This is a genomic window from Achromobacter anxifer (genome assembly GCF_903652925.1).
Lineage (GTDB): Bacteria > Pseudomonadota > Gammaproteobacteria > Burkholderiales > Burkholderiaceae_B > Achromobacter > Achromobacter anxifer.
Window position 1 is genome coordinate 172,371 of sequence record NZ_CAHLAR010000012.1, and the last position, 24,708, is coordinate 197,078.

General features: G+C 67.1%; 21 protein-coding genes. 13 read left to right on the forward strand and 8 right to left on the reverse strand.

From position 1 onward, the window contains the following. Positions 1-70: 70 nt before the first annotated feature. The 4 genes from HWY37_RS29320 to HWY37_RS29335 form a co-directional block, all read right to left on the reverse strand. Complete coding sequence (locus tag HWY37_RS29320) at positions 71-1,354, reverse strand: quaternary amine ABC transporter ATP-binding protein (protein WP_175205988.1); 1,284 nt, start codon at positions 1,352-1,354, stop codon at positions 71-73. After that, entirely contained in the window at positions 1,351-2,208 is an 858-nt protein-coding gene (locus tag HWY37_RS29325) for an ABC transporter permease (RefSeq protein WP_176090422.1), read from the reverse strand. The genes HWY37_RS29320 and HWY37_RS29325 overlap by 4 nt, the downstream gene beginning before the upstream one ends. Before the next feature lie 223 nt (positions 2,209-2,431). Further along, positions 2,432-3,433 carry an ABC transporter substrate-binding protein gene (locus HWY37_RS29330; RefSeq protein WP_176090423.1) on the reverse strand — a complete coding sequence of 334 codons (1,002 nt, stop codon included), beginning with the start codon at positions 3,431-3,433 and terminating at the stop codon, positions 2,432-2,434. Positions 3,434-3,961: 528 nt separating this feature from the next. Beyond that, a complete protein-coding gene (locus HWY37_RS29335; RefSeq protein WP_175205985.1) occupies positions 3,962-5,224 on the reverse strand; it encodes a class I SAM-dependent methyltransferase in 1,263 nt (420 codons plus the stop codon). A gap of 206 nt (positions 5,225-5,430) precedes the next feature. On the opposite strand from HWY37_RS29335, the gene HWY37_RS29340 reads away from it, so the two are divergent. The 6 genes from HWY37_RS29340 to HWY37_RS29365 all read left to right on the forward strand — a co-directional run bounded on the left by HWY37_RS29340 (position 5,431) and on the right by HWY37_RS29365 (position 11,457). Then, the gene (locus HWY37_RS29340; protein ID WP_175206106.1) at positions 5,431-6,579 is read left to right on the forward strand and encodes a Bcr/CflA family multidrug efflux MFS transporter; all 1,149 of its coding nucleotides are present in this window, start codon (positions 5,431-5,433) and stop codon (positions 6,577-6,579) included. 381 nt (positions 6,580-6,960) lie between these two features. Next, positions 6,961-7,197 carry a 50S ribosomal protein L28 gene (gene rpmB, locus HWY37_RS29345; protein ID WP_175205984.1) on the forward strand — a complete coding sequence of 79 codons (237 nt, stop codon included), beginning with the start codon at positions 6,961-6,963 and terminating at the stop codon, positions 7,195-7,197. 37 nt (positions 7,198-7,234) lie between these two features. Continuing rightward, positions 7,235-7,402, forward strand: a complete 168-nt coding sequence (rpmG, locus tag HWY37_RS29350; RefSeq protein WP_003810296.1) for a 50S ribosomal protein L33 — start codon at positions 7,235-7,237, stop codon at positions 7,400-7,402. A gap of 181 nt (positions 7,403-7,583) precedes the next feature. Then, positions 7,584-8,807, forward strand: a complete 1,224-nt coding sequence (locus HWY37_RS29355; protein WP_175205983.1) for an ABC transporter substrate-binding protein — start codon at positions 7,584-7,586, stop codon at positions 8,805-8,807. Continuing rightward, the gene (locus HWY37_RS29360) at positions 8,807-10,696 is read left to right on the forward strand and encodes an ABC transporter permease (RefSeq protein ID WP_176090424.1); all 1,890 of its coding nucleotides are present in this window, start codon (positions 8,807-8,809) and stop codon (positions 10,694-10,696) included. Before HWY37_RS29355 ends, HWY37_RS29360 begins: the two co-directional genes overlap by 1 nt. Beyond that, the gene (locus tag HWY37_RS29365) at positions 10,693-11,457 is read left to right on the forward strand and encodes an ABC transporter ATP-binding protein (RefSeq protein WP_176090425.1); all 765 of its coding nucleotides are present in this window, start codon (positions 10,693-10,695) and stop codon (positions 11,455-11,457) included. Before HWY37_RS29360 ends, HWY37_RS29365 begins: the two co-directional genes overlap by 4 nt. Positions 11,458-11,470: 13 nt before the next feature. Here the strand turns inward: HWY37_RS29365 and HWY37_RS29370 are convergent, their stop codons facing one another. The 4 genes from HWY37_RS29370 to HWY37_RS29385 form a co-directional block, all read right to left on the reverse strand. Next, positions 11,471-13,228 (reverse strand): SulP family inorganic anion transporter, encoded by a 1,758-nt coding sequence (locus tag HWY37_RS29370; protein ID WP_176090426.1) that lies wholly within the window; start codon positions 13,226-13,228, stop codon positions 11,471-11,473. Positions 13,229-13,343: 115 nt separating this feature from the next. Next, on the reverse strand, positions 13,344-14,216 hold the full coding sequence (locus tag HWY37_RS29375; protein WP_176090427.1) for a phosphonopyruvate hydrolase: 873 nt from the start codon (positions 14,214-14,216) through the stop codon (positions 13,344-13,346). A gap of 103 nt (positions 14,217-14,319) precedes the next feature. After that, the gene (locus tag HWY37_RS29380) at positions 14,320-14,868 is read right to left on the reverse strand and encodes a hemerythrin domain-containing protein (RefSeq protein WP_176090428.1); all 549 of its coding nucleotides are present in this window, start codon (positions 14,866-14,868) and stop codon (positions 14,320-14,322) included. 12 nt (positions 14,869-14,880) lie between these two features. Then, a complete protein-coding gene (locus HWY37_RS29385; protein ID WP_176090429.1) occupies positions 14,881-16,041 on the reverse strand; it encodes a D-alanyl-D-alanine carboxypeptidase family protein in 1,161 nt (386 codons plus the stop codon). Positions 16,042-16,342: 301 nt separating this feature from the next. On the opposite strand from HWY37_RS29385, the gene HWY37_RS29390 reads away from it, so the two are divergent. The 7 genes from HWY37_RS29390 (at position 16,343) to HWY37_RS29420 (ending at position 24,609) form a co-directional block, all read left to right on the forward strand. After that, the gene (locus HWY37_RS29390; protein WP_175205976.1) at positions 16,343-16,813 is read left to right on the forward strand and encodes an HU family DNA-binding protein; all 471 of its coding nucleotides are present in this window, start codon (positions 16,343-16,345) and stop codon (positions 16,811-16,813) included. Between the two features lie 154 nt (positions 16,814-16,967). Next, the gene (locus tag HWY37_RS29395; RefSeq protein WP_175205975.1) at positions 16,968-17,480 is read left to right on the forward strand and encodes a MarR family winged helix-turn-helix transcriptional regulator; all 513 of its coding nucleotides are present in this window, start codon (positions 16,968-16,970) and stop codon (positions 17,478-17,480) included. A gap of 43 nt (positions 17,481-17,523) precedes the next feature. After that, entirely contained in the window at positions 17,524-18,744 is a 1,221-nt protein-coding gene (locus HWY37_RS29400; RefSeq protein ID WP_175205974.1) for an MFS transporter, read from the forward strand. 84 nt (positions 18,745-18,828) lie between these two features. Continuing rightward, positions 18,829-21,486 carry a leucine--tRNA ligase gene (gene leuS, locus HWY37_RS29405; protein ID WP_176090430.1) on the forward strand — a complete coding sequence of 886 codons (2,658 nt, stop codon included), beginning with the start codon at positions 18,829-18,831 and terminating at the stop codon, positions 21,484-21,486. A gap of 11 nt (positions 21,487-21,497) precedes the next feature. Next, positions 21,498-22,160, forward strand: coding sequence for an LPS-assembly lipoprotein LptE (locus HWY37_RS29410; RefSeq protein ID WP_175205972.1), 663 nt, complete (start codon positions 21,498-21,500; stop codon positions 22,158-22,160). After that, positions 22,161-23,216: a DNA polymerase III subunit delta gene (gene holA / locus HWY37_RS29415; protein ID WP_175205971.1), complete on the forward strand. Its 1,056-nt coding sequence runs from the start codon at positions 22,161-22,163 to the stop codon at positions 23,214-23,216. 112 nt (positions 23,217-23,328) lie between these two features. Then, the gene (locus tag HWY37_RS29420) at positions 23,329-24,609 is read left to right on the forward strand and encodes a glutamate-5-semialdehyde dehydrogenase (protein WP_175205970.1); all 1,281 of its coding nucleotides are present in this window, start codon (positions 23,329-23,331) and stop codon (positions 24,607-24,609) included. Positions 24,610-24,708: the final 99 nt, after the last annotated feature.

A 24,708-nucleotide genomic window follows, 5' to 3' on the forward strand; every position in this document is an offset into this window, starting at 1 on the left:
AACCATCATATCCGGAGTTGAGCCGCGCAAACGGCCGCGCGGCCTGGTTCCGGCCTAGGGTTTCTCCCTGTCAGGCGGCCTGGTCGCGGCGCTCGGACTCGGGCTGGGACTGCTCGGCGGCAGGCGCGGCATCGGACGGCGCCGCGTCCGCGGCAGCGGTCTCGGCAGGAGCCGCTTCGGCCAGGGCCGGCGTGACCAGCTCCACCACCTTCTTGCGCGACAGCATGCCGATGAATTCGTCGTCCTCGCCGGTCACCGCGACCGGCTGGTCGCTGTGCACCAGCTGCGCCAGCACTTCGCCCAGGCCCGCCGTGGCCGGCACGGAAGCCAGGTCCTCGACGTAGCGCGAGATGTCGCGCGTGCCTTCCTCGATGGCGCGCGTGGCCGCTTCGGCGGTCAGCACGCCGGCCAGGCGCTTGCCGTCCAGCACGGGCGCGTACTCGTAGTTCAGGGCGCGCATGCGGTCCATGGCGTGCGCGGGACGCGAACGCATGGTCAGGGTCAGGCGCGCCGGGTTCACGGCGTGGGTGGCATTGAGCACCTTGGTGCGGTTCACGTCCTGCAGGAACGACTGCACATAGTCGTTGGCCGGATTCAGCAGGATGTCTTCCGGCGTGCCTTCCTGCACCAGTTCGCCGTCCTTGAGGATGGCGATGCGGTTGCCCAGGCGCAGGGCCTCGTCCAGGTCGTGCGTGATGAAGACGATGGTCTTGTTGAGCTTGGCCTGCAGCTGCAGCAGCTGGTCCTGCATTTCGCGGCGGATCAGCGGGTCCAGCGCGGAGAAGGCTTCGTCCATCAGCAGGATTTCAGCATCCGTGGCCAGCGCCCGGGCCAGGCCGACACGCTGCTGCATGCCGCCCGACAACTGGTGCGGGTACTGGTTCTCGAAGCCCGACAGGCCCACCTGGTCCAGCCATTCGCGGGCGCGCTTTTCGCGTTCGGCGCGGCCCACTCCCTGCACGGTCAGGCCGTAGGCGGCGTTGTCCAGCACGGTGCGGTGCGGGAACAGGCCGAAACGCTGGAACACCATGCTCATTTTTTTCTGGCGGAAGACTTCCAGATCGCGCTTGTTCAGGCTGACCACGTCCACCCCGTCGACCAGGATGTGGCCGGCGCTGGGTTCGATCAGGCGGTTGAAGTGGCGGATCAGCGTGGACTTGCCGGACCCCGACAGGCCCATGATCACGTAGATGCTGCCCTCTTCGATCGACAGGCTGATGTCGCGCAGGCCCAGCGTGTGGCCGCTCTCGGCCAGCAGCTGCTCCTTGCTCATGCCGTTCTGGGCGGCTTCCAGCCATTTCTTCGGATGCGGCCCGAAGACCTTGTAGATGTTCTTGACCTCGATCTTGCTCATCGTTGGCCTCCCTTGCGCATGCGCTGTCCATACGATTGCGTGATCCGGTCGAACAGCACGGCCAGCACCACGATACCCAAGCCTGCCAGCAGGCCGCGGCCCACCTCCAGGCGATTGATCCCGAGCAGCACTTCATAGCCCAGGCCGCGCGCGCCGATCATCGAAGCGATCACCACCATCGACAGCGCCATCATCGTGGTCTGATTGATGCCGGCCATGATGTTGGGTAACGCCAGCGGCAGCTGCACGCCGAAGAGCTGCTGGCGCGGATTGGCGCCGAAGGCGCGCGAGGCCTCCAGCACCTCGCGGTCGACCAGGCGGATGCCCAGGTCGGTCAGGCGGATCAGCGGCGGCACGGCGTAGATCACGGTGGCGATGATCGCGGGGATCTTACCCAGGCCGAACAGCATGACGACGGGGATCAGGTACACGAAGCTGGGCATGGTCTGCATCACGTCCAGCACCGGCAGCATGACGGAACGCAGCCAGTTGACGCGCGCCATCAGCACGCCCAGCGGGATGCCGATGACCACCGACAGGCCGGCGGCCATGATCATCAGCGCCAGCGTCTGCATGCCGGCGTCCCACAGGCCCAGCACGCCGATCACGCACAGCAGCGCGCCCATCGCCAGGCTCAGGCCGATGCGGCGGCTGACGCCCCAGGCGACCGCGATCGTCACCGCGACCACCGCCCACCAGGGCGAGGTGCGCAACAGCTGCTCCAGCCACACCAGGGCATGCAGGACGGGCTGGGACAGGGTCTCCAGCGTGTCGGCGTAATTGGTGACCAGGTGATCGACGAAACCGTCGATCGCCCCCCGGACCTGCCGGGCGGGGATAATTTCAGGAAACATTGGTTCTACTCCATTCTGGCGCACTCACCGCCAGGACCGCCCCCGCCTGCCCCGGAATCGGGCAAGGCGGCGGGACCTGGGGGCTTCCAGCAGCAGCGGCGGCGCCAGCGTGTCTCGGACCGGGTGCGCATCGCGCCCGGCCGGCGGCCATCCCGGCAAGGAATTCCGGCCCCTTGCGGGACCGGCGCGCGCCATGGCGGCGCGCTGCCAGGCTCATGGCGGGTTACAGCGCGCTTTGGACGCGCCCGGCGACGTCGGCGGGGACCCACTTGGTCCAGACGTCGGGTTTGTTCTTCAGGAACCACTTGGCCACGGCGCTGGCTTCGTCGCCGGACTCTTCCATGTGGGCCAGGGTCTCATTGATCACCGGCAGCGGCACCGAGACCTTGGAAAGGAATTCGGTGAGCTTGGGCGCTTCCTCGGAGAACTTGGTGTTCACCGCGGTGAAGACGGGATTGTCGGGATAGGCGCTGGGCTCGGGCTTGGCGCACTTGGGCGACGTCAGGCACTTGTGCTTTTCGGCGTCGTACGGCGGCATGTCGAGCTTGACCAGGTCCATCGCGCCGACCAGCGGCGTGGGCGACCAGTAGTAGAAGACCACGTTCTGCTTGCGCTTGTAGGCCGACATCAGGGCCGCCTTCTGCGCCGCGCCGGTGCCGGGCGAATACAGCGTGTAGGTGTCGTCCAGCTTCAGCGCGTGGAACAGGTTATTGCTGGTGATCTCGCAGCCCCAGCCTGCCGGGCAGCCGTAGAAGCGGCCCTTGCCGGGCTCTTCGGGGTCCTTGAACTTGTCCTTGAACTTCGGCAGGTCGGCCGCGGACTTGAGTTCGGGCAGGCGTTCGGCCGTGTAGCGGGGGATGTACCAGCCCTCGGCGCCCATGTAGAGATCGCCGATGCGCTTGACCTTGCCGGTCTTCTCGGCGCGGTCCCAGGGCTCGGCCACGCTGTTCAGCCAGATCTCGGTGTTGATGTCCAGGTCGCCGCGCTCCAGCGCGGCCAGGGCGGGCAGGGTTTCGGTGGGCAAGGTCTCGGTTTTGCAACCGTAGCCCTTTTCCATGATGAATCGCTCGACGTCGACGAGCACCAGGTTGGATTCCCAGTTCATCCCGCCGAAATTGACCGGACGCTTGATTTCACACTGGGCGCCATCGGCGGCTTGGGCCGCGCCGGCAAAGGCAAAGAACACGGCCGCGGCGGCCAGGGTCTTGACAGGGGTAAAACGCATTGGCTTTTGCCTCCATAGGTTCAGGGACACGCGCCGGGCTTGGGCCCGAAGGTGCCATGGAGCTAAGGGGGTTGTGCGGAAGACGGGCAGAACCGCCAATACAAACCGACACTAGCAACAAGACGGTCCGCGAGGATGCGGCATCTTGCAAGACAGGAGCCTCAAAAAACGTAGTTTTTGAAAGCCCGCAGAAAGTGAACAAACTGAACGAAGAAGGCAGCATCTTAAACGAAATTGATGCTCAACCCAACCCTAACCCAGAACAGATTAGATACATTTGGGTAAAAAATGCCCTGGGATTACCCGCATCGACAAGAGGTGGAACCGCGTTTTTCCCTAAGGGATTCTGGCCCGCCAAGTAAGATACATTTAGTTAATAATAAATTCATATTCACACGATTCAGGGCCCTGGAAACAGCCGAAACCGCCGTTTCCGGCCATCGCGCGGATAGAATTCCGGCCTGTTTCCAGGCCTTGAATTCCGGCCTTCCCCGGCACTTCGGCCACGCCATGGACAGATGCCGGCCACTATCCGTTCTTGCCGTACATATAGTCCCGGCGCCATGGATAGGCCAGGTCCGGCGGGTTGTCCAGTTCGTCGGAACGCCCGGTCGCCGGGTGTTGGCCCAGGATCTGGTGCAGCGCGATCCAGCCGTGCTCGAAGGCCATGGCGCAACCGGCAAGGTAGAGCCGGTAGGCGCGCAGCGAACGCTCGCCCTGCTCCCCGCCCAGGACGCGCGCGGCTTCCGGCAAGCGCGCCTCCAGCGCGTCGCTCCAGGCCCACAAGGTGCGCGCATAGTGCGGACGCAGGTTCTCCACGTCCACCTCTTCCAGCCCGCCATTGGTCAGGGTTTCCATCACCACGCTGACGTGGGTCAGCTCGCCGCCCGGGAAGATGTACTTCTCGATGAATTCGCCCATGCCGTTGCCCAGCTCGGCGTTGTAGACGCCCGCCGCGGTAATGCCGTGGTTCATGATCAGCCCGCCCGGCTTGAGCAGGCGGCGCAACTTGGCGAAATAGGCTTCGAGCTGGGCGCGGCCCACGTGCTCGAACATGCCGACCGACGCGATCTTGTCGTAGGGCGTGGATTCGTCCAGCTTGCGGTAGTCCAGCAGCTCCATTCGGACGCGGCCGGCCAGGCCCTTCTCCTGGATCAGCTTGTTGACGTGCGCGTGCTGGTTGCGCGACAAGGTGATGCCGGTGGCGTCCACGCCGTAGTTTTCCGCGGCCCACAGCAGCAGGCCGCCCCAGCCAGCGCCCACGTCCAGGAAGCGTTCGCCCGCACGCAGGCGCAGCTTGCGGCAGATGTGGTCCAGCTTGGCTTCCTGGGCCTGGGCCAGCGTCATGCCCGGCTCGCGATAGTAGGCGCAGGAATAGACCCGGCGCGGATCCAACCAGAGCGCGTAGAAATCGTCCGACAGGTCATAGTGGAATTCGATCTGCTTGGCGTCGCGCTCCACCGAGTGCCGCCAGACCGACATCACCTTGCGCACCAGCTCGGTCAGCCAGCCGCCGCGCGCCGCCTCGACCGGCGAGCCTGGCAGCAGCGCCGACGCCGCGGCCATGACGTCGCGCATATTGCCTTCGATGTCGATGCGGCCTTCGACGTAATCCTGTCCCAGCACGCCCACCGCGCCTTCGGCCAGATGCGCCAGGGCGGTCTTGTCGTGCGCGACGAAACGGACGCGCGGTTCGGGCGGCCCCAGCACGGCGCCATCGGGCAAAACCAGCTGGATCGGGACCGGCAGGGCCTGGAGTTTGCGTTCCACAACAGACAACAAAGGATTCACGGCTTCTCCTCTGAAATACGTACGGACCGCAATGACTTTATCGGAAAAAACTTGCAATTTGCTTGTAAGGTTGCCCGTGATACAGTCGTTTACTTGGCCCAAACCGTGCAACAAACCGCATCCGGGCCCTGTCCCTGCGCTTAACCGCGATCCACATGCCCCCAGCAAATTCCTTTCGCAGCGGCCTGCCCGGCTGGCTGATACTCATGGGCGCGCTGACGGCCATCGGCCCGTTCGCCATCGATATGTACCTGCCCGCGTTCCCCACGATCGCGGCAAACCTGGGCGTGCCGCGTGGCGATGTCGAACGCACCCTGGCCGCCTACCTGATCGGCCTGGCGATGGCGCAGGTGTTCTACGGCCCGATGGCCGACCGCTACGGCCGCAAGCCGCCGCTGCTGGTGGGCCTGACCCTGTTCATGATCGCCTCCCTGGGCTGCGCGCTGTCGGGCTCGGTCGAGGCGTTGACCGGCTGGCGCGTGGTGCAGGCCATGGGCGGCGCCGCCGGCATCGTGATCCCGCGCGCGGTCATCCGCGATCACTATGAAACCCATGAGGCCGCGCGCGCCATGTCGCTGCTGATGCTGATCATGGGCCTGGCGCCGATCCTCGCGCCGCTGGCGGGCGGCCAATTGCTGGCCATCACCTCGTGGCGCAGCCTGTTCTGGGTCATGCTGGCGGGCGGCGCGATGCTGATGGCAGCGGTCATCCTGATCATGAAGGAATCGCTGGCGCCAGAACGCGTGGTGCCGCTGCGCTGGGAAACCATACTGCGGAACTACCGCGACCTGTTCGCCCACCGCGGCTTCATGGCGCACAGCCTGGCCGGCGGCTTCGGCCAGGCCGGCATGTTCGCCTACATCATCGGCTCGCCGCGAGTCTTCATCGAACTCTACGGCGTGCCTCCCCAGTATTACGGCCTGCTGTTCGGCACCAATGCTCTGTCGCTCATCGTCTGCTCGCAGATCAGCGCCCGCCTGCTGCGCACCTACACGCCGCGCCAGCTGCAGCGCCGCGCCCTGACCTCGCTGGCCTGCGCCAGCCTGGCGGCGGTGGCGCTGACCCTGGTCGGCTGGATGACCCTGCCCCTGCTGATGCTGTGCCTGATCAGCTACATGGGCAGCCAGGGTTTCGTGAACCCCAACTCGGCGGCGCTTGCGCTGTCGGACCAGGGCAAGCGGCTGGGCGCGGCCTCGGCGCTTTTGGGGACGCTTCAGTTGTCCTGCGGCGCGCTGGCCGGCTTCGCCGTCAGCGCCTGGCAGACCGATAGCGCCTTGCCCCTGACGACCACGCTGGCGACCTGCGCCTGCCTGTCCTGGATCTCGGGCCGTGTGGCGCAATCGCACGCCAGCTAGCCTGGCTGCTTGATTTAATTACGCTTTTCATATTAGAATCTACGTCTTCGCATGAAGTTTCCCGTGTAGGACTACTATGCTTTGTAGTCCGGCACTCTGACCCCAACCGCGCAACGTCTTGTGGCAACGTCTGGTGATTCCTTCGGAAATACCAGAAATTCTTCCAAGAATTCCGTGGGTGGCAGGCAGCGGGTATAAGCACTGGGGCGGACCAGACTGGGCTTGAAGAGCCATTCCGATCCCCCCTCATCCACTAAGACTGGGTGGCCGGCATAGGCAAGGTACAGCAGCAGCTGTACAGCCTCTACAGCCCGGCGGCTGAAACCCTGTCTACCCCCCCCAAGCGATGCGCGCAAAAGAACGACTTAAAGAGGTGCATCCATGGCACGCGTATGCCAAGTGACCGGCAAAGGCCCGATGGTGGGCAACAATGTTTCGCACGCAAACAACAAGACCAAGCGTCGCTTCCTGCCCAACCTGCAATCGCGCCGGTTCTGGGTTGAAAGCGAAAACCGCTGGGTCCGCCTGCGTGTTTCGGCCAGTGCCATCCGCACGATCGACAAGAACGGCATCGATGCCGTGCTCGCCGACATGCGTGCCCGCGGCGAACAGGTTTAATCGGCCTCCCCGCCAATCTACATACTAGGAGCACGACATGGCCAAAGGTATCCGCGAAAAGATCAAGCTCGAGTCGACTGCCGGCACGGGTCATTTCTACACGACCACCAAGAACAAGCGCAACATGCCCGAGAAGATGCTGATCAAGAAATTTGATCCGGTCGCTCGCAAGCACGTTGACTACAAGGAAACCAAGCTGAAGTAATTCAGCCGGTTTTCCCGCAAGACGAAAAGGCCCTGCATCGCAGGGCCTTTTTTCATTTCCGGGCTGGCGCGGCGCGGGGTCTGTGTCTATTGCCCCGGGGCAAAGGCCCATGTTCCAATTGGGCCGCCGTCATCCACCGCGCCCCTCAAGCGCCTGAACCCCACTCCACGCGATACCTGCCATGTTCCGTCCCTGCCTTACCCTGTTGCGCCGCGCCGTGGCGCCGGCACTCCTGGCCCTGGCGCTGGCCCCGGCCGCCTCGGCCAAGGACAAGGAGCCGCCCATCCGCATCGGCGAGATCAACAGCTACAAGGCGATCCCCGCCTTCCTCGGCCCCTATAAAAAGGGCTGGCAGCTGGCCCTGGAACAGGTCAACGCCGAAGGCGGCGTGCTCGGCAGGAAGCTGGAAGTGATCTCGCGCGACGACAACGGCAACCCCGGCGACTCGGTGCGCGCGGCCCAGGAGCTGCTGGCCCGCGAAAAGGTCGAGCTGCTGTTCGGCGGCTTTCTTTCCAACACCGGCCTGGCCCTGACCGACTTCGCCAAGCAGCAGCAGGTGTTCTTCCTGGCCGCCGAGCCGCTGACCGACAAGATCACCTGGCAGGACGGCAACCGCTATACCTACCGCCTGCGTCCATCCACCTGGATGCACGTGGCGGCCCTGGCTCCCAAGGCGCTGGCCTTGCGCAAGAAGCGCTGGGCCATCGTCTACCCCAACTATGAATACGGCCAGTCCGCCGTGGCCACCTTCAAGGCCATGATGACCTCGTTCCAGTCCGACGTGGAATTCGTCGCCGAACAGGCCGTGCCGCTGGGCAAGGTGGACGCGGGCGCCGTGGTGCAGGCGCTGGCGGACGCCAAGCCCGACGCGATCTTCAACGTGCTGTTCGCGGCCGACCTGACCCGCTTCGTGCGCGAAGGCAATACCCGCGGCCTGTTCGAAAACCGCGCCGTGGTGTCGGTCCTGTCCGGCGAACCCGAATACCTGGAGCCCCTGGGTGCCGACACGCCCAGCGGCTGGATCGTCACCGGCTATCCCTGGTACGCCATCGACACCCCGGCCAACACCACCTTCGTCGAGGCCTACAAGAAGCGCTACAACGAAACGCCCAAGGTCGGCTCGGTCGTGGGCTACGCGTCCCTCATGTCCATCGCGCAAGGCCTGAAGGCCGCGGGCGAGGTCGACACCGAAAAGCTCGTCGACGCCTTTGCCGGCCTGAAGGTCGACACGCCCTACGGCCAGATCCAGTACCGCAAGATCGATCACCAGTCGACCATGGGCGTGTACGTCGGCGTGACCGCCGTGGAAGACGGCAAGGGCGTGATGAAGGACTTCGCCTATATCGACGGCGCCCGTTTGCAACCGCCTGACGAGCAAGTGCGCAAGATGCGTCCGGCGCACTGATGAGCCTTTCCGGGCTGCTGCTGCAGCTGCTCAATGGGCTGGCCGACGCCAGCGCGCTGTTCCTGGTCGCCGCCGGCCTGTCGCTGATCTTCGGCGTCACCCGCGTGGTCAACTTCGCGCATGGCTCGTTCTACATGCTGGGCATCTACCTGGCCTGGACCTTCACCGGCTATTTCGGCGACGGCGCCGGCTACTGGGCCGGGCTGCTGCTGGCGGCGCTGGCCACGGGCCTCATTGGCGCGGCCGCCGAATGGCTGGTGCTCAGGCGCCTGTACCAGGCGCCCGAACTGTTCCAGCTGCTGGCCACCTTTGCGCTGGTGCTCATCATCGGCGACGCGGCGCTGGCCATCTGGGGCCCCGAAGACCTGTTCGCGGCGCGCGCGCCCGGCCTGTCCGGCGCCGTGCAGATCCTGGGCCGCCGCTATCCCGAATACGACCTGCTGCTGATCGCGGCCGGCCCCGTGGTGCTGGGCCTGCTCTGGCTGCTGCTGATGCGCACGCGCTGGGGCCGGCTGCTGCGGGCCGCGGCCGAGAACCGCCAGATGCTGGCCGCGCTGGGCGTGAACCAGGCCTGGCTGTTCACGTCCGCCTTCACCCTGGGCGCCTTCCTGGCCGGACTGGGCGGCGCGCTGGCAGCGCCCCGCGTGCCGGCCACGCTTGGACTGGACCTGGAGATCATCGCCAGCGCCTTCGTCGTGGTCGTCGTGGGCGGCCTGGGCTCGATCCCCGGCGCCTTCCTGGCCGCCTTGCTGATTTGTTCCGTCAAGGCGCTGTTCGTGTTCCTGGGCCAGGTGCAGATCGGCCCGTGGATCTTCAATCTTTCCAAGCTCACGCTGCTGGCCGAGTTCGCCGTGATGGCCGTGGTGCTGGTCGTGCGCCCCTGGGGACTGCTGGGCAAGCCGCCCGAGCCGGCCTCCCATGGCGCCGCCCCCGAACGCCCCATCGCCCCCGCGGGCCGCGGCCTGCGGCTGGCCTATGGCCTGCTGCTGGCGCTGCTGATCCTGGCGCCGGTGGCGGCCGCCCACAGCCCTTATCTGGGCATCCTGCTCACCGAGATCCTGATCGCGGCGCTGTTCGCCGCCAGCCTGCATTTTCTGACCGGGCTGGCCGGCATGACCTCGTTCGGCCACGCCGCCTGGTTCGGCCTGGGCGCCTACGGCGCGGCGCTGCTGCTCAAGCTGGCGGCCGTGCCGATGGAAGCGGCGCTGCTGCTGGGGCCGTTCGCCGCCGCGCTCGGCGCCCTGCTGTTCGGCTGGTTCTGCGTGCGCCTGTCGGGCGTGTACCTGGCCATGCTGACCCTGGCGGTGGCGCAGATCCTGTGGGCGCTGGCCTATCAGTGGGACGACGTGACCGGCGGCAGCAACGGCCTGATCGGGCTGTGGCCGTCGGCCTGGCTGGCGCAGGGCCCCTGGTTCTATTACCTGACGCTCGCGCTGTGCGTGGCCGGCATCGCCTGGCTGCGGCGGCTGGCGTTCTCGCCGCTGGGCTATGCGCTGCGCGGCGTGCGCGATTCGGCCTTGCGCGCCGAGGCGCTGGGCATGGACACGCGGCGCGTGCAATGGGCGGGCTTCGTGGCGGCCTCGTTTGCCGCGGGCATCGCGGGCTCGCTCTATGCGTTCTCGAAAGGCAGCATCGCGCCCGACACGCTGGCCGTGAGCCGCTCCGTGGACGGACTGGTCATGGTGCTGCTGGGCGGCCTGCAGACCCTGGCCGGCCCGCTCGTGGGCGCGGCGTCCTACACCTGGCTGCAGGATGCCGCCGCGCGCAGCACCGAGTACTGGCACGCCGTGCTGGGGCTGGCCATCCTGGCCCTGGTCCTGGCGTTTCCCGAGGGTATCGCCGGCGCCGCCGCACGCCTCGCCGCCCGCTGGAACCGGAGGCGCGCATGAACGCCGCGCCCTTGCTGCAGGTCCGCGAACTGCGCAAATCGTTCGGCGGCATCGAGGCGCTGGCCGGCGTGTCCTTTACGCTGGAAGCGGGCCGGATGCTGGCTCTGATCGGCCCCAACGGCGCGGGCAAATCCACCTGCTTCAACGCGCTGGGCGGCCAGTTGCGGCCAGATTCCGGTTCCGTGCTGCTGGACGGCCGCGAACTGGTGGGCCTGTCGGCTGGCAGGATCTGCCGACTGGGCGTGGGCCGCACCTTCCAGACCGCGGCCACCTTCCGCTCCATGACGGTGCGGGAAAACGTGCAGACGGCGCTGCTGTCGCGCGACCGCCTGCTGCTGAATCCGTGGCGCCGGGCCACGCGCCACGCGGCCGGCGAAGCCATGTCCCTGCTGTCGCAGGTGCAGATGGAGGACAAGGCGGAAGAACACTGCGGCACGCTAGCCTATGGCGATGTCAAGCGGGTGGAGCTGGCAATGGCGCTGGCGCACCAGCCGCGGCTGCTGCTGATGGACGAGCCTACCGCCGGGATGGCCACCAACGAGCGCCACGCGCTGATGCGGCTGACCCGCAAGCTGGCGGACACGCAGCGCATCGCGGTCCTGTTCACCGAGCACAGCCTGGACGTGGTGTTCAAGCACGCCGACCGCATCGCCGTGCTGGTGCGCGGCAGCCTGCTGGCCGAAGGCGAGCCCGCCACCATCGCTGCCGACGAGCGGGTCCGCGCCGCCTATCTGGGCACGGAAGCGCCGCAGGCCGGTTGAAGCCGGCGCTGCCTCAGCCCGCTTTCTGGCCGTCCGGCTGGCATTCCCAGAAAATCTTCGCCTGACAGCCTGCGCAAATCCCGCGGTCGAGCCTGGCGTAGATCGAATGCAGGGCCGTCGCCTTGTCGGGAAAGATATGGTCCTGGCCCAGGCGCTCCAGGAAGCCCGTGCGGCGCCACATGTCCAGCACTTCCGGCCGGGGGCGGTGGAAATACAGATCGCCGCCCATGGCCCGCCGCGCCGCCAGCTCATCCTCCCAGACCTGGGCGCCCGCCATGTCGATGAAGTTCATGCTCTTGGCCATCACCAGCAGATAGCGCGGCGCGTCCGGCTCCGCGCGCAGCTCGTGCAGGCGCTGCGCCACGTGCGTGGCGGCGCCGAAATAGACCGAACCTTCCATGCGCAGCAGCTTCAGCTGCGGGCACTCCGGCAAGGCGTCCTGCGCATGCTGCAACACCACGAAGCGGCGTTCCGGCCCGCGCGCATCAAAGCCCATGCTGCGCATCGCCGGACGCGAGGTGCGGTGCAGATAGACCATCAGCGACAGCACCGTGCCCAGCAGAATCGCCACCTCCATGCGGATGGTGATGGTGGCGGCCAGGGTCGCGGCGGCGATGATGGCTTCGCCGCGCTGCGTGCGGATCAGTTGCCGCCAGCGCGGAATGTCGAACAGCGTCCACGCCACCAGCAGCAGCAGGCCGGAGATCGCGGCATGGGGAATCATGGCCAGCAAGGGCGCCGACAGGGCCACCAGGGCCACCAGCAGCAGGGCCGAAAACACCGACGCCAGCGGTGTCTTGGCCCCTGCCTCGAAGTTGGGGATGGACCGGTTGAGCGAACCGCAGGACAGATAGCACGAGAAGAAGCCGCCCACGATGTTGGACAGCCCCTGCCCCACGAATTCGCGGTTGGCGTCGATGCGCTGGCCCGAGCGCGTGGCCACGGCCTTGGCGATGGAGATGGATTGCGCCAGGGCCACGATGGTCAGCGCGAAGGCCACGCTCAGCAGCTCGGGCAGCGCGCGCCAGTCGACGCTGGGAATGTGGAACGGCGGCCAGGGCTGGGCCAGCGAGCCCAGCACGGACACGGGCGTCCCGCCGGTCAGTGCGTTGAACGCGGCGGCGGCCAGCGCCCCCGCCGCCAGTCCCGCCAGCATGTAAGGTTTGCGCTTGTCCAGCTTGCGCACCAGCAAGGCCACGCCCAGGGTCGTCAACGTCACCAGCAAGGAGCCCCAATGCACCAGGTCTAGGTGCGCGCCCAGGCTGGCCAGCAGGGCGCCCGCGCCATGCGCGTCAGGCGCCGGCATGCCCAGGGCGTCCTTCAACGCGTGCACGGCGATCAGCAGGGCCGCGCCGCTGGTGAAGCCGAACAGCGCCGACGGCGAAATGAAATGCGCCAGCGATCCCAGCCGGAGCGTGCCCACCAGCCACTGCATCAGGCCCACCAGCACCGTCACGGCCAAGGCCAGCTGGATGTAGTTTTCGCTACCGGCCACCGCCAGCGGCGTCAGCACGGCATATAGGGCCAGCGAGTTGGCGTTGGTGGGGCCGGACATGACATGCCGGCTGGAGCCGAACAGCGCCGCGACAATACAGGGGACGATCGCGGAATACAGGCCATATTCAGGCGGCAGGCCCGCCAGCAAGGCGAACGCGACACCCTGCGGCAATACCAGCAGCGCACCCAGCAGGCCCGCCGTCGCATCCGCGCGCAAGGTCCGCCCATTGACTTCGTCCACCCACGAACCGAACAACCGGCGCGCGACGCTCATCCCCCCCTGCATCATTCTTTCTTGTCCCTCGGCATCTGCTTTTCGAATCGGCCCGCGCCATGGCGGCGGGTCGTCTAGCGTAATCGCTAGCCCCCGCCGGCGCAACGCGTTGCGCTTACTTCAGATAGCGGCGCTCCAGCTCGCGCATGTGGGCGTCGCCCTGCAGCGCAATGATCTCCTTGACCGTCGGCAGGCCGGCGTCCACCTCATGGATGCCGCCGTCGCGGCGGATGCGGGTGAACACGTCCCGCATCGCGCCCACCGCGGCGCGGATGGCGTGGTTGCCGTAGATCACCAGACCCACCTTGCCGAGCGCCTGGATGTCGGCTTCGCGCAATTGCGGATAGGCGGTGGGCACCAGCACCAGCGGCACACGGCCCGGCCACGCCGCGACGAACGACAGGATCTCGTCCGGCGAGCTCTGCTTGGAATGGATCAGGATGGCGTCGGCGCCGGCCGCCTCATAGGCCAGGGCGCGGGTCAGCGCCTCCTGCTCGCCGGCGCCCGCGATCAACGCCTCGGTCCGGGCGATCACGCAGAAATCGGTGTCGCGGCGCGCGCCGCAAGCCGCCTCGATCTTGCCCTGGAACTCCTCGATCCGCACCAGTTCCTGGCGGCCGGCGGCGCGCAGGCTGGTGTCCTTGGGAAAGGTCTTGTCCTCCATCACCACCGCCGACGCGCCGGCGGCCTCGTACTGCGGCACCATGTAGGAAACGTTGATCGCGTTGCCGAACCCCGTGTCGATGTCGGCAATGACGGGCGCGTCCACCGTGGCCGCGATCGCGCGCATCATTTCCAGGTGCTGCGAAGGCGAGAGGATGTTGGCGTCGGGCACCGCATGGCTGGCCGACAGCTCAAAACCGCTGCCCCAGATGGCGTCGAACCCAGCTTCGGCCGCCAGCCTGGCGGACAAGGGGTTGTGCGCCGACATGGCGTGCATCAGGCCGGGATCCTGCAATTTCTGGCGGAAACGCGTGTTTCGGTTCATGGCGGGAACGTGGCGGAAACCCGGCGCGCCGCGCGCCGGCTGCGGCCATCGTAGCGCCAATCCCGGCCATGCCGGAAACCGCGCCCGGCGTGCGGCCGGGGACTCAGCCGGCCTCGCCGCCGCGCCGCGACTTCATCGCCTGGCCGATGGCGGCCAGCGCATCGTCCGCGATCAGCCGCGCCGCCATGGGCAGCAGCTCGCTCTCTTCGCGCTGGATGTGCGCGGCGTAGGCATCGGTGAAATCCTGGACCTGGGCCGCGGACAGCTCGGCCTGCCGGCCCGCCGCGATCTCGCCAAGCGCCTGCCGCAAGGGCTCCCAGCGCCGCGCCAGTTGCCGGTGTTCGGCGATCAAGCCATCCACCAGCGCGTGCAGGCAGACGGCGTCGGAGCCGGCCATGGATTCGATCAAAGCCGGGAACAGGTCCTGTTCCTCGTCCTCGTGATGGTGCGCGGCGGCGGTGTCGAAGTAGCGCAGGACGCTGGCCGCGGCAGTCTGCGCCGCGCCATCGCTGCCGTGCGCGGGCAGGTGCCGGGCCAGGCGCCCCAGCGTGGCGCACTGGCGGGAAATACGGCCATGGCAGGCCGACAGCAGGGCCAGCGGATCATCGGCTCCCGGCGCCGGGGCCGGACCTCCAGGAAAGCTCACCGCCATCGCACACCTCCGTTATCCGGCGTGACCGCGCCACCACAAGCGGATGGAATCCCACGCGCGTCCCGCGAAGCCCGCTTCGGCCACCGGCTCCAGCGCCACCACGGGGAACTGCATGGCGGGCTTGCCATCCACCAGCACCCGCAGGGAGCCCACCGTGGATTGAGCCGCGATCGGCGCCACCAGCGGATCCTGCGGCGTCCATACCGGTTCCACCTTGGCGCCCGCCGGCACCGTCACGTACGCGTCACGCGCGAAGCCGGCCTTCAGCGTGTCGTGCTCGCCCTTCCAGACTTCGGGCGTGGCGACCGCCTGGCCGCGCGCGTACAGCTTGATGGTATTGAACCCCTGAAAGCCCCACTCCAGCAACTCGCGGCTTTCCTGCGTGCGCAGCTTGTCGGAGGCGGTGCCCACCACCACCGTGATCAGCCGGCGCTGGTCGGCGCCGTTGGGCCGCCGCGCGCTGGCCACGATGCAGTACCCGGCCGATTCGGTATGCCCGGTCTTCAACCCGTCCACGCTGGGATCCAGCCACAGCAGGCGGTTGCGGTTCGGCTGCGTGATCTTGTTGAAGGTGAACTGCTTGGCCGAATCGTAGGTCTTGTAAAGGTCGGGATAGTCGCGGATGAAACGCGCGGCCAGCACCGACAGGTCGCTGGCGGTGGAGTACGTGCCCGGATCCGGCAGGCCGTGAGGGCTGGCGAAATGCGTGGCGTGCAGGCCCAGCTTCGCGGCGGTGTCGTTCATCCGCGCCACGAAGGCTTCGACGCTGCCCGACACCGCCTCGGCCAGCGCGATGGCCGCGTCATTGCCGGACTGGATCATCAGGCCGCGCAGCAGGTCGTCCACCGACACCTTCGAACCGGGCTCCAGGAACATCTTCGAGCTGCCCGCCGGCACCTTCCAGGCGCGGGTCGACACCGTGACCAGCTGGTTCGCCGACAGCTCCTTCTTGCTCAAGGCCTCGAACACCACATAGGCGGTCATGATCTTGGTCAGGGACGCGGGCTCGATCCGCGTGGTCGCCTCGTGCGACGCGATCACCTGTCCGCTGGTCTCGTCCAGCAGGAGCCAGGCCTTGGCCGACAGGGCCGGCGCCGGCACCGTTTGCGCCACGGCGCCCGACATGCACGCGGCCGCGACGATCAGGCTCGCCGCCAACTTCTTCATCAACATATGGCTTGCTTCACTTAGGTTTTTTTCCGCGCGGGTCCCGCGCGCAGCACGCAATTGGAACATGCGCGGCGCAGTTGGTTCAGTACCGCAGACATCTGAAAAATTAGGCGATGAATGTCACGACATCTTGCTGGAGCCCTTCTGCAAGGCACTTTCTGTGTCGAAAACAACAAACAAGGGCCAAAAACCCGCTGGAAAACCGCATTAAACGTCACTCTTCCGCTATCATCGGCCGCGTAGCGTTAAACGCCGATACCCGGCGCGCGCGCTGCCCCATGTCCTCAACATACGGATTTTGACCATGGCCACGAAAGCAAAAGCTCCTGCCAAGAAAGTCACCAAGCCCGCCGCCAAGGCGCCCGCAAAGAAGGCAACTGCCGCTAAAACCGCTGTGAAGCCCGCTGCCAAGCCGGCCGTCAAGAAGGCCGTCGCCGCCAAGAAGGTCGCTGCCGCCCCCAAGGCTATCAAGGCTGCTCTGAACAAGACCCAGCTCATCGCCTACATCGTTGAGCAATCCGGCGTCGAAGCCAAGTCGGTCAAGGCCGTCCTGGCCAGCCTGGAAACCTCGGTGCTGAGCTCCGTGGACAAGAAGGGCGCTGGCGAATTCACGCTGCCCGGCCTGTTCAAGGTCGCCGTGCAGAAGGTTCCCGCCAAGGCCAAGCGCTTCGGCAAGGATCCGTTCACGGGTGAAGAGCGCTGGTTCCCGGCCAAGCCGGCTTCGGTCAAGGTGAAGGTCCGCCCGCTCAAGAAGCTGAAGGACGCCGCGCAGTAATTCCGCGCGTATCTCCGGTCAAGCCGGAAGGGCCCGCCTCGCAAGAGGCGGGCCCTTCTTTTTTGCCGCCGCCCTTTTGCGCGGCTCGTGAAGCGCTTGCCCGAATTTATCTTCATGTTAAGATACTTCACATCAAAATAAATATCGTCTTCCCATGAATGACCTCGTCGATCTGGTGATCTCGCAATGGACCCGGGAATGTCCCAGCCAGGACTTCGCCCCCATGTCCGTCGTCACGCGCGTGTTCCGCCTGAACGCGCTGGCCGCCCGCAACGTGAACCGCAGCTTTCGCCGCTACGACCTGCACCAGGGCGAGTTCGACGTGCTGGCCACGCTATACCGCAGCGGCGCGCCCTATGCGCTGAATCCGCAGAAACTGGTCGAGGCCCTGCTCCTGACCTCCGGCGCGATGACCAACCGCCTCGACCGCCTGGAGCAGGCCGGCCTGCTCACGCGCAGCCCCAACCCTGAGGACCGGCGCGGCGTCATCGTGTCGCTCACCGCCGAGGGCCTGCGCGTCATCAAGCTGGTGCTGAAGGATTACCTGAAGGACCTGACCGAGCTGCTGGAGCCACTATCCGCCGCGGAACGCAAGCAGCTGGCGGGCCTGCTCAAGAAGCTGCTGATCAAGCAGGACCAGGAAACGCCGGGCGGCATCGACGCCTGAACCCGCCGCCCCTTCCCCGCAGCTCCCCTATCGATTCAAAGCCATGACTTCCGCTTCCCAGTCCTCCCAGACCCCAGCCCTGACCGCGCCCATTCTCCTGCTGATGTCGGTCGCCACGGGCCTCGCCGTCGCCAGCAACTATTACGCGCAGCCCCTGCTGCATACGATCAGCGAGCAATTCTCGCTGTCCAGCGCCACGGCGGGCAGCATCGTCACCACCGCGCAGCTGAGCTATGCGGTGGGCCTGATGCTGCTGGTGCCCCTGGGCGACATGTTCGAGCGGCGCAGCCTGATCGTGCTGATGAACCTGCTGTCCTCGGGCGGCCTGCTGATTTCCGCGTTCGCCCCCAATATCGGCGTGCTGATCCTGGGCACGGCGCTGACGGGCATGCTGTCCGTGGTGGCCCAGATCCTGGTGCCTTTCGCCGCCACGCTCGCCGCGCCGCACGAGCGGGGCAAGGCCGTGGGCACCGTCATGAGCGGACTGCTGCTGGGCATCCTGCTGGCCCGCACCGTCGCCGGCGCGCTGGCCGACCTGGGCAGCTGGCGCACCGTGTACTGGGTGGCCGCCATCCTGATGCTGATCATGTCAGCGGCCCTGTGGCGCCTGCTGCCGCGCCACCAGAGTCCGGCCGGGCTGAGCTACCCGCGCCTGTTGGGCTCCATCCTGCGCATGTTCGTCGAGGAGCCGCTGTTCCGCGCCCGTTCGCTGCTGGGCGGCCTGCTGTTCGCAGCCTTCAGCATGCTGTGGACGCCCCTGACCTTCCTGCTGGCCAGCCCGCCCTATCAATACAGCAACACCACCATCGGCCTGTTCGGCCTGGCGGGCGCCGCCGGCGCCTACGCCGCCAACCGCTTCGGCCGCATGGCCGACCGCGGCCTGGGCAACCTGGCCACCCGCGTCGGACTGCTGTTGCTGCTGGGTTCCTGGGGGCTGATCGCGTTCGGCGAGGTGTCGGTGCTGGCCCTGCTGGCCGGCATCCTGGTGCAGGACCTGGCGATCCAGGGCGTGCACGTCACCAACAGCAGCGCCCTCTACCGGCTGCGCCCCGAAGCGCGCAGCCGGCTGACCGCCGGCTATATGACAAGCTACTTCATCGGCGGAGCTAGCGGTTCGCTGGTATCGTCCTGGCTGTACGCCCATTTTGGCTGGCCCGGCGTGGTCACCGCGGGCGCCGTCCTCGGGGTGGTGACGCTGGCTTATGGCGCCCTGGCGCCCAGTGCGCGCATCCCGGAAACGGCTCCGTCCCCTGCCCGCGCCTAGCACCTCCTATAATCAGGGGTTTTGACCGCCTCCGCGCCCGCGCGGCGAGGCGGCTCACCCTTTTTTGCCACCGTGCACGAGCCCATGCAGGAACGTTACCTCCCCAATACCGTCGAAGCAGCCGCCCACCAAGACTGGCAGGCCCGCGACGTCTACCTGGTCCATGAACACGCGAAGAACGCCGACGGCTCCGAAAAGCCGAAGTTCTACGCCTGCTCGATGCTGCCCTACCCCAGCGGCAAGCTGCACATGGGCCACGTGCGCAACTACACCATCAACGACATGATGGCCCGCCAGCTGCGCATGCGCGGCTACAACGTCCTGATGCCCATGGGCTGGGACGCCTTCGGCATGCCGGCGGAAAACGCCGCCATCAAGTCCAAGGTGCCGCCGGCGAAGTGGACGTACGACAACATCGCCTACATGAAGAAGCAGATGAAGGCGATGGGTCTGGCGATCGACTGGTCGCGCGAGATGTGCGCCTGCGATCCCCAGTATTACAAATGGAACCAGTGGCTGTTCCTCAAGATGCTGGAAAAGGGCGTGGCCTACCGCAAGACCCAGGTCGTGAACTGGGATCCGGTGGACCAGACCGTGCTGGCCAATGAACAGGTCATCGACGGCCGCGGCTGGCGTTCTGGCGCGCTGGTCGAAAAGCGCGAGATTCCCGGCTACTACCTGCGCATCACCGATTACGCCGACGAACTGCTGGGCGCGGTCCAGAACGACCTGCCCGGCTGGCCCGAGCGCGTGCGCCTGATGCAGGAAAACTGGATCGGCAAGTCCGAGGGCCTGCGCTTCGCCTTCCCGCACAAGATCGCCGGCCAGGACGGCCAGCTGATCCAGGACGGCAAGCTGTACGTCTTCACCACCCGCGCCGACACCATCATGGGCGTGACCTTCTGCGCCGTGGCGCCGGAGCACCCCCTGGCCACGCAGGCCGCCTTGTCCAACCCGCAGCTGGCCGCGTTCATCGAGCAATGCAAGCTGGGCGGCACGACCGAGGCCGAAATGGCCACGCGCGAAAAGGAAGGCATGCCCACCGGCCTGTACGTCACGCACCCGGTCACGGGCGCCGAGGTCGAGGTCTGGGTCGGCAACTACGTGCTCATGAGCTACGGCGACGGCGCCGTCATGGGCGTGCCGGCGCATGACGAACGCGATTTCGCCTTCGCCCGCAAGTACGACCTGCCCATCGTCCAGGTCGTGGACGTGGCCGGCAAGGAATACTCCACCAGCGCCTGGCAGGAGTGGTACGGCGACAAGCAGGCCGGCCGCACGGTCAACTCGGGCAAGTACGACGGCCTCTCGCACAAGGAAGCCGTCGACGCCATCGCCGCCGATCTCGGCGCCCAGGGCCTGGGCGAAAAGCAAACTACCTGGCGCCTGCGCGACTGGGGCATCTCGCGCCAGCGCTACTGGGGCACCCCCATCCCCATCATCCACTGCGCGGATTGCGGCCCGGTTCCCGTGCCGGAAAAAGACCTGCCGGTGGTGCTGCCCGACGACCTGATCCCCGACGGCAGCGGCAACCCGCTGGCCAAGAACGAGGCCTTCCTGTCCTGCTCCTGCCCCAAGTGCGGCAAGCCGGCGCGCCGTGAAACGGACACCATGGACACCTTCGTGGACTCGTCCTGGTATTTCATGCGCTATACCTCGCCGGGCAACGACAACGCCATGGTCGACGCGCGCAACGACTACTGGATGCCGATGGACCAGTACATCGGCGGCATCGAGCACGCGGTGCTCCACTTGCTGTACGCCCGCTTCTGGACCAAGGTCATGCGCGACATGGGCCTGCTCAACTTCGACGAGCCCTTCACCAAGCTGCTGTGCCAGGGCATGGTGCTGAACCATATCTATTCGCGCAAGACGCCCCAGGGCGGCATCGAGTACTTCTGGCCCGAGGACGTCGAGAACGTCTATGACGAGCGCGGCGCCATCACCGGCGCCAAGCTGAAGTCGGACGGCTCCGCCATCACCTATGGCGGCGTGGGCACCATGTCCAAGTCCAAGAACAACGGCGTCGACCCGCAATCGCTGATCGACACCCTGGGCGCCGACACGGCCCGCCTGTTCGTCATGTTCGCCAGCCCGCCGGAACAGACCCTGGAATGGTCCGACTCCGGCGTCGAAGGCTCCAACCGCTTCCTGCGCCGCCTCTGGTCCATCAGCTACGGCCAGCGCGAAGCAGTGGCCCGCGGCCTGGCCCATGGCGCCGACTGGGCGCAGGCGCCCGCTCCGGTCAAGGACCTGCGCCGCGAAGTCTACGGCCTGCTCAAGCAAGCCGACTACGACTACCAGCGCATCCAGTACAACACCGTCGTGTCCGCGTGCATGAAGATGCTCAACGCCATCGACGACGCCAAGCTGCCCGAGGGCGCGGCCGCCGACGCCGCCTACGCCGAAACGCTGGGCGTGCTGCTGCGCGTGCTGTACCCCGTGGTGCCGCACATCACCTGGCACCTGTGGCGCGACCTGGGCTACGCCCACGAGCTGGGCGACCTGCTCGACGCGCCCTGGCCGCACGTGGACGAGGCGGCGCTGGTCGCCGACGAGATCGAGCTGATGCTCCAGGTCAACGGCAAGCTGCGCGGCTCGATCCGCGTGGCCGCCAAGGCCGCCAAGGAAGACATCGAGAAGCTCGCGGCATCCCAGGAGGAGGTCGCCCGCTTCCTGGAAGGCCGTCCGCCCAAGCGCGTCATCGTGGTTCCGGGCAAACTGGTCAACGTCGTAGGCTGATGAGGTCAAGCATGCACTTCGCCGGGCAACAAACGCACTCTTCCCGCCTCTCCTGGCTGCAGCGCGGCGCCTGCCTGGCGCTGGTCATGCTGCTCTCTGCCTGCGGTTTCGCTTTGCGGGGAGTCACGCCGATGCCGTTCAACACGCTGTATGTCGGCATCCCTGACACGACCCAGTTCGGCGCCGACGTGCGGCGCTCGCTGCGGGCGGCCTCGCCCGACACCAAACTCGTGAGCGACCCCAAGGAAGCCCAGGCCATCCTGCAGCAAGTCAACGAGGTCCGCACCCTGCGCGAGGTATCGCTGAACGCCCAGGGCCGCGTCGAGGAATACGAACTCGGCATCAACTACACGTTCCGCCTCATCGACGCCAAGGGCCGCGCGCTGATCCCGGACACGACGCTGTCGATCTACCGCGAAATGCCGTACGACGACCAGGTCGTGCAGGCCAAGCAGGGCCAAATCGAGACGCTGTACAAGACGATGCAACGCGACCTCGTGTCCCGCCTGCTGCGCCGCATGACCGCGCCGGAAGTGCGCCACGCGTTCGAGAACGCCGAACAGCGTGCCGAGGATGGCGACACGCCGCTATACGATCCGACCATGCCGGACCAGAAGCGCACGCCCGCGCCGTGGCAGACGCCGTCCACCACCGACCCGGCCCTCCTGCGCTAAATGGCACAGCCCCTGGACGCGGATCGCCTGGCCGAGCACTTGCAGCGGCCGGGCAACCGCCTGGCGCCGCTGTACACGGTGTCCGGCGACGAGCCCCTGCTCGTGACCGAGGCCGTGGACGCCCTGCGCGCCGCGGCCCGCAATGCCGGCTACACCGACCGCCTGTCCATGGTGATGGACGCGCGCAGCGACTGGAGTTCGGTCATCGCCGCGACCCAGAGCGTGTCGCTGTTCGGCGACCGCCGCATTCTTGAACTCAAGATCCCGACCGGCAAGCCTGGCAAGTCCGGCGCCGACACCTTGGCCAAGCTGGCCGAACAGGCCGAAAAGCAGGCCGATCCGGACACGCTTATCCTGATCGCCCTGCCGCGCCTGGACAAGGCCACGCGCGAAAGCCGCTGGGTGCAGGCGCTGACGCGCGGCGGCATGATGGTCGATATCGCCAATATCGAGCGCGGCCGCCTGCCCGCCTGGGTCGGCATGCGCCTGGCGCGCCAGAACCAGCGCGCCGACAACGCCACGCTGCAATGGATGGCCGACAAGGTGGAAGGCAATCTGCTGGCCGCCCACCAGGAGATCCAGAAGCTGGGCCTGCTCTACCCCGAAGGCCAGCTGGCCGCGGAAGACGTGGAACGCGCGGTGCTGAACGTGGCCCGCTACGACGTCTTCGGCTTGCGCGACGCCATGCTGGCCGGCGACACCGGCCGCACCATCCGCATGATCGACGGCCTGCGCGCCGAAGGCGAAGCCCTGCCGCTGGTGCTGTGGGCGGTCGGCGAGGAAATCCGCCTGCTGGCCCGCGTGGCCGAGGCGCGCGCGCTGGGCCAGGACGTCAACGGCCTGATGCGCCGCCTGCGCATTTTCGGCGCGCACGAACGGCTGGCGCTGCAAGCGTTGGGCAGGGTGCAGCCGGGCGTCTGGCCCGCCGCCGTGCAGCACGCGCACGAAGTTGACCGGCTGATCAAGGGCCTGTCCGTGCCCGGCCGCCTGTCGGATCCCTGGGAAGAAATGACCCGGCTCGCGCTGCGCGTCGCCGCCGCCGGCGGACGACCGTGAAGGCGGCATAGCCGCCACCTTCGTCTCCTCTCCAGCCATCCGGCTGGGTTCGCCCGGCCTTGCGGCCGGATATACACTGAATCTCCAGGCGGCGCCCGCGCCGCCCCAATCCATGACCGACGCTGCCATGTCCACGTCCTCCATCGAACAAGCCATGCTCACCCTGGGTGAAAACGCCCGCCGCGCCTCGCGCGCCATGATGCGCGCCAATGGCGCCGCCAAGAACCAGGCGCTGCTGGCCATGGCCGACGCCCTGGCCGCCAGCCATGACGAGCTCAAGGCCGCCAACGAAAAAGACCTGGCGGCGGCGCGCAGCAATGGCCTGGAACCGGCCCTGCTGGACCGCCTGACCCTGTCGGACAAGACGCTGGCGCACATGGCCGAAGGCCTGCGCCAGATCGCGGCGCTGCCGGATCCCATCGGCAGCATCACCGCCACCAGCGTGCGCCCCAACGGCATGCGCGTGGCGCAGATGCGCGTGCCGCTGGGCGTGATCGGCATCATCTACGAATCCCGCCCCAACGTGACCATAGACGCGGCCGCGCTATGCCTGAAGTCCGGCAACGCCGCCATCCTGCGCGGCGGCAGCGAAGCCCTGCACTCCAACATCGCGCTGGGCCGCATCGTGCAGACCGGCCTGGCCGCCGCCGGCCTGCCGCAGGATGCGGTGCAGGTCGTCGCCACGGCCGACCGCGCCGCGGTCGGCAAGCTCATCACCATGACCGAGCACATCGACGTCATCGTGCCGCGCGGCGGCAAGGGCCTGATCGCCCGCCTGGCACAGGAAGCGCGCGTGCCGCTCATCAAGCACCTGGACGGCAACTGCCACGTCTACATCGACGCGGCCGCGGACCCGGACAAGGCGCACGCCATCGCCTTCAACGCCAAGACCTACCGCTACGGCATCTGCGGCGCCATGGAAACCCTGCTGGTCGACGCCGTGGCCGCGGTTTCCATCCTGCCCAGCCTGGCCGCGGCCCTCACCGAGCACGGCGTGGAACTGCGCGGCTGCCCGCGCACGCTGGCCCTGCTGCCGCACGCCAAGCCGGCCACCGAGGAAGACTGGGCCACGGAGTACCTGGGCCCGATCCTGGCGATCCGCATCGTCGACACCCTAGACGACGCCATCGAGCACATTGCGCGCTGGGGCTCCGGCCATACCGACGCGATCGTCACCGAGGACCTGTCCGCCGCCCAGCGCTTCCAGCGCGAGGTCGACTCCAGCTCGGTCTACGTCAACCTGCCCACCTGCTTTGCCGACGGCTTCGAGTACGGCCTGGGCGCCGAGATCGGCATTTCCACCAACCGCCTGCACGCGCGCGGCCCGGTCGGCCTGGAAGGCCTGACCACGCTTAAGTGGGTGCTGAGCGGCGAAGGCCAGGTGCGCGGCTGACCGCTAGAATGCCGTGGCCGCCACGGCGCAAAGGCTGACGCAGCCCTGAACACGGGGCTGCGGCAAGCCTTCTACAATACGGTCAGCAACTTCCTGCAG